General features: G+C 59.7%; 2 protein-coding genes. One reads left to right on the forward strand and one right to left on the reverse strand.

The features are described 5' to 3' along the window. Window positions 1–890: 890 nt before the first annotated feature. Entirely contained in the window at window positions 891–1,883 is a 993-nt protein-coding gene (locus NYR54_RS18920; protein WP_261517254.1) for a helix-turn-helix transcriptional regulator, read from the reverse strand. Between the two features lie 87 nt (window positions 1,884–1,970). Here NYR54_RS18920 and NYR54_RS18925 point away from each other — a divergent pair, with 87 nt between their 5' ends. Beyond that, the gene (locus tag NYR54_RS18925; RefSeq protein ID WP_261517255.1) at window positions 1,971–5,285 is read left to right on the forward strand and encodes a TM0106 family RecB-like putative nuclease; all 3,315 of its coding nucleotides are present in this window, start codon (window positions 1,971–1,973) and stop codon (window positions 5,283–5,285) included. Window positions 5,286–5,370 lie beyond the last annotated feature (85 nt).

Consider the following 5,370-nt stretch of genomic DNA (forward strand, 5'->3'; position numbering starts at 1 on the left):
CGCTGCGGCAAGCTGATCCGGCACAGTCCGGAAGGCACGGCGATCGCATAAGCTACACCACCTCTCGGGACATCATCATGTTGACAACCAATGTGGATGGAGTTCCGCAGGCAGCGGTGCCCGCGGAAGGAATCGATCAATTCGAACCTTCTTGCGCATGGTGAGTCCCTCGTTGCATGCAGATGTCCGCGACCCGGAGCGTCGCGAGTGCTGCTGTCAAGAAATCGAGGGGAGGGTCGGGAAGCCGGGATGAGGATTCCCGGCGGAACATACCGGGAGCCTCAGCTCCGCACTTCGCGGCCTTCCCGCATTGGTATCGGTATGTCCGTCATCTTCATTCTACTTCTCCAGTGCCGCTCTGAAATCGAGCGGGCAGGCGTCTACCGGGGCGCGTCTTAGGATCCGGTTAAAATCGCTAGCGCAATTTTTCAGATCCGAAACTTTCCGATCGCACTCCGGCAACCGTGCAGGTGTCTCGAATACGGCGCCGGAACGGAAGGCGTCAAAAGCAACGTTAATTTATGGTTAATGCGCCACTGTGCACCGCATCCAAATGCGAGGGCTACCATGTATCCCTTGTAGCTCCGTCGGCGGACTTGTCGGGCGGACGAGGTAGGCTAGGTCCACTCCGGTAACCAAGGTGAGTGAGAAAGCTGATACCGGTGACACGACCAACTGGTCGCCACAGCGCCCTCCTCGGCGCGCCCAAAGCGTGTCTCTGTGCCTTAAGGGCGCGGCCGCGGACTTGGGTTACGGTTCGCCACGGTGAAGACGAACATTCGGGGCCGGTCTTGGAGGCGTTTTGCCACCGCCGGAGAAGGCTTAGGGAACAAAGGGCGCTCCTGCTGGCCAACGGCATGGTTTGGTTGGTCCCGTTTGACGTGATTACTTCATGGCAAAGCCGGAAAGTCGCTCCGTTTGTAATTTGCGCCCATTTCACGAAGCCGATCGGGCGACACGACTTCCACCTTGTCACCCCACATGTACAGGTGCCACGTCATCTCTAAATGGCCCGAAGCATAGAAGCGGACTTCCAGTCGACCGTCGGGCAGGTCGGTCACTACTTGCGATGGATGGAATTCGTAGGAGCGCGCCTCGCTGGCCGCGGCAGCTGAGAACCGCAACACGACCTCTCCGAACTCGTCTTCCCGCTCAAAGACGCCGAATGCCCGTTCGGCGAACCGTCGTATGTCAAAGGCTTCGGGACGCGAGAAGGGGCAGTTGGTGTTCCGCGCATCCGACATCCGGTCCATGCGGAAGTGCTTCGGCCGGCCGTCCTCATCATGCGCGTCGCGGCCGACCAGATATCTCCTGCTGCCGATTAGCACTCCAAGCGGTGCCACTTTTCGCCTCCGGGTCGTCCCGTCGTTCGATTTGTAGTTGAATTCGAGGATAGTGCAGCCTTTGATCGCTTCGGCAACAACAGCAACGAGGGTCTCGTTAACGAGCGGACGAGGGCCCGGCCTCGCTAGCAGGCCCATTGCCTCAAGCAGTGCTTCGTGATCGGTTTCGATGCGGACGGCGCGAGTATCCGGAACAAGGGCATGAACGGTGTCTCGGACTGTCCGGAGGTGCGATGCCTCGGCGATCGCGCCTTCACGAACCATGGCATCGATAGCAACATCGAGCGCGGCCGTCTGTTCTGCGGTGACAGTCAGGAAGTCCCGGAGGGAACCGCCTCTCATCCGCCATCGCTTACGGCCGAAGTCATCGATGTAGGATTCCACATCGATGAAGATCTCTTCGAGAGCCCGGACCATCCGTTGGGCCGTTCGCGTGGCCACGTTGAATCGGTCAACGATGTCATCGAGGGTCACGCCCTGACGATGTGCGCGAACCATAGCGGCAAGCTGGATAAGCGTTCTCGCTTTTTCAAACGACATCGTTCCCCCTCCTGACAGAAATTGTCGTTCGACAAATTTAGCGAAGTTTAGCGCATAGTACCCCGAAATCAGGCTGGGGGATTTCTCATGAGGCTGTCAGCGGCGAGCGAGATCATACTGTCGCCAACGGATTTGATGCGGTTCCAGGACTGTGAGCACTCCATCGCACTTGATCTGGCATTCCTGCGTGGCGAGTCCATCAACCCGGCGGAGGAGAGCGAGGATGCGCAGCTCCTGCAGAAGAAGGGGCACGAGCACGAAGCCGCATATCTGGACTCGCTGATGGCAGCGGGCAGGCGCGTTGCGGTCATCGACAGTGATGGGCGTGCCTTTGAGGCGGCCGCAAGAGCGACGGAGGCTGCCATGAGAGGCGGAGTCGATGTCATCTACCAAGCAGCCCTCCGGAGAGGACGATGGCAAGGCTATTCCGACTTTCTTGAACGAGTGGAGAGGCCATCAGCGCTTGGGGATTTCAGTTACGAGGCGGTCGATACGAAGCTCAAGCGGAGTGCGGACCCGAAGCACGCGCTTCAGCTGAGCATCTATTCACAGGCTGTCGCAGAAGTTCAGGCGGTTCTTCCAGCAATGGCCCATGTGCAATTGGGGAACGGGGAGCGGTCGACCTTCCTGGTGAAGGACGCTGTCTACTACGCCAGCCGGCTTGCCGAACGACTGGAAACGTTTGTGGACGCGCCTTGGCAAACGGTACCAGAGCCTGTCGCCGCTTGCAGCCTCTGCCGGTGGCGAGAGCATTGCGACGTGGTTTGGACCGAGGCTGACAGCCTCGTCCAGGTTGCTGGGATGACGCGGCAGCAGCGCCGCAAACTCAAAAACGCTGGCCTCGCCACCATGAGGTCTTTCGCTTCATCCGAGTGCCAAGTTCCGGGCATTCAGGAGGACGTGCTGTGGCGCCTGCGGACGCAGGCGCAGCTTCAGACTCGGCGTCGTGATGGGGCCGCGCCATCATACGTTCTGCGGCCATTGGAAACTGGTCGCGGCCTCTTAAGGCTTCCACAGCCTTCACCAGGCGACCTCTTCTTCGACATGGAAGGCGACCCGCTGATCGACGGCGGGCGTGAATATCTGTTTGGCGTGTACCATGAGACAAGGGGACCGGAGTTCCGTGCGTGGTGGGCGCACGACGAAGAGCAGGAGCGCAAGGCGACGGACGAAGTCTTGTCCTTCTTCACATCTCATCTTGACCGAAATCCCGGCGCCCACGTCTATCACTACAACCACTATGAGGTAACCGCCTTGAAGAGGCTTGCGACGAAGTACGGCGTTGCAGAGCACCACCTCGACCATCTGTTGCGCACATTGAAGTTCGTGGACCTGTACCGCGTCGTCCAGCAAGCTTTGATCGCCTCGGAACCGGGATATTCGATCAAGGACCTTGAAGCGTTCTACATGGAGTCGCGCGAAGGGGAGGTGGCCACGGCCAGCGCAAGCATCATCGCGTATGAACGGTGGCTGGAAACCGGGGACGAGACAATCCTTGATCATATCGCCGCCTACAACGAGGTTGACTGCCGATCGACCAAACGGCTGCGTGATTGGCTGGTGGAGGAGGTGCGGCCTCACCATCTTCCGTGGTTCGTGCCGACGGCGCCTGAATCGTCCACACCGACCGAGGAGCCGGAACGTGCCGCGCTGCGAGGAAAGATTGAGAGCCTCAGGCCCGAGATCGGTGATCGCCTGGCTGATCTCGTGTTTGAACTGAACGGATTTCACAAACGGGCCGACAAGCCTGCTTGGTGGGAATATTTCGATAGGCAGCAACGTGAAACAGCAGAGCTAGTCGACGACCTAGAAAGCATCGGCGGACTGTCCGCTATCGGTCCGGCGTCCGGGCAGGAAGCGCGGTATCGCTATCCGGCACAACAGACAAAGATGCGGGCCGGAACCCGCGCGGCCATGCGGGGTCTCAAGGGAATGGCGACGATCGTTGAGCTCGATCGGGAACGGCGCGAAGTCGTCGTGAAATTTCCTAAGGCCATCAATCCCCCGACCAGCCTTGATCTCATTCCCGAACCGCCCGTCGACGCTAGGGTGCTACGCGCTGCCGTTGCTCGTGTGACGGATGGCCTGATCGCCTCCGGCGTGAGGGGGTCGGCCTTCGCCGACTTCCTTAGACGTGAGCCCCCTCGCATCCGGGGCGTGGCGCCGGGGTGCCCCGTGATTCCAGGCAGGGAGCGGGTGGAAGAGACGATGGTTGCCATCCGGAACCTCGACCACGGCTGCTTGCCGATCCAAGGTCCTCCCGGCACTGGAAAGACCTACGCCAGTGCGAAATCCATCTTGGACCTAGTGCAACGTGGATGCCGGATTGCCGTCATGTCGCATAGCCACAAGGCGATCAACAACCTTTTGATCGAGGTGGCAAAGCGCGCACGCGAGGCCGGAACACGCATCCAGATCGCCAAGAAGGTTTCCAAACCAGAGGACGTGCCCGAAGACCCGTCAATCATCTCGACGTCAAAGAACGATGACCCGGTCCTCATGACGGCTTCAGTCGTCGGCGGGACGGTGTGGCTATTCGCGCGACCCGAGTTCGCGGGAGCGTTCAGTCACATCTTCGTGGATGAGGCCGGACAGGTATCGATCGCGAACCTGATGGCTTCGTCCGGCTGCGCCAGAAACATTGTACTGGTTGGCGACCAGATGCAGCTTCCGCAGCCGATCCAGGGAGTTCATCCAGGTGAGACAGCTCTGTCGACGCTGGAGTACCTTCTCGGTGACCAGCATGCAGTAGCGGCGGACCGAGGCATTTTTCTTCCCGTATCTCGGCGAATGCATCCGGACGTTTGCGGGGTGGTTTCTCGGCTCGCCTACGACGGCCGGCTTAAAAGCGATGAGAACGCTGCGCGGCAGGCCATTCTCTTTCCGCATGGTGGGTTACCGTCGAGTGGAGTTGCCTTCGTGGATGTCGCCCACGTGGACAATTCGCAGGAGAGTCAGGAGGAAGCGGATGCTGTATGCGCTACCTTCAACCGCCTGCTGAACGCCTCGTTCATCGATCGGGAAGGGGTGGAGCGGAAGATGACTGTCGACGACATTCTCGTGGTCTCGCCCTACAACGCGCAGGTCAACCTGCTTGCCTCTAAGCTACCGGACGGCGCCCGCGTTGGAACAGTTGATCGGTTTCAGGGGCAGGAAGCTCCAGCCTGCCTGATCTCGTTCGCGACTTCCAGCGGTGTCGAGTTGCCCCGAGGCATCGACTTCCTGTTTAGCCTCAATCGGCTCAATGTAGCGATCTCGCGTGCGCAGGCACTGGCAATGTTATTCTGCTCACCCCGGCTGTTGGACATCCAATGCACAACGCTTGAGGAGATGCGACTCGTGAACGCGCTGTGCATGGTTCGAGAGGCTGCTTATCGGCCCCCTCGAAACAAGTTCGACTGATCACAGACTGAACCGCGCCGGGTTTGCCGGAGGCTCCAACTCCTGAGTAGGATGGAGCATCATGAGCAAGACGACGAACAAGTTT

It is taken from the genome of Chelativorans petroleitrophicus (assembly GCF_025398195.1).
Taxonomy (GTDB): Bacteria; Pseudomonadota; Alphaproteobacteria; order Rhizobiales; family Rhizobiaceae; genus Chelativorans; species Chelativorans petroleitrophicus.

Bases quoted from the DNA above. Each gene is read 5' to 3' on its own strand.
- NYR54_RS18920 (WP_261517254.1), bottom strand. From the start codon at position 1,883: ATGTCGTTTGAAAAAGCGAGAACGCTTATCCAGCTTGCCGCTATGGTT.
- NYR54_RS18925 (WP_261517255.1), top strand. From the start codon at position 1,971: ATGAGGCTGTCAGCGGCGAGCGAGATCATACTGTCGCCAACGGATTTG.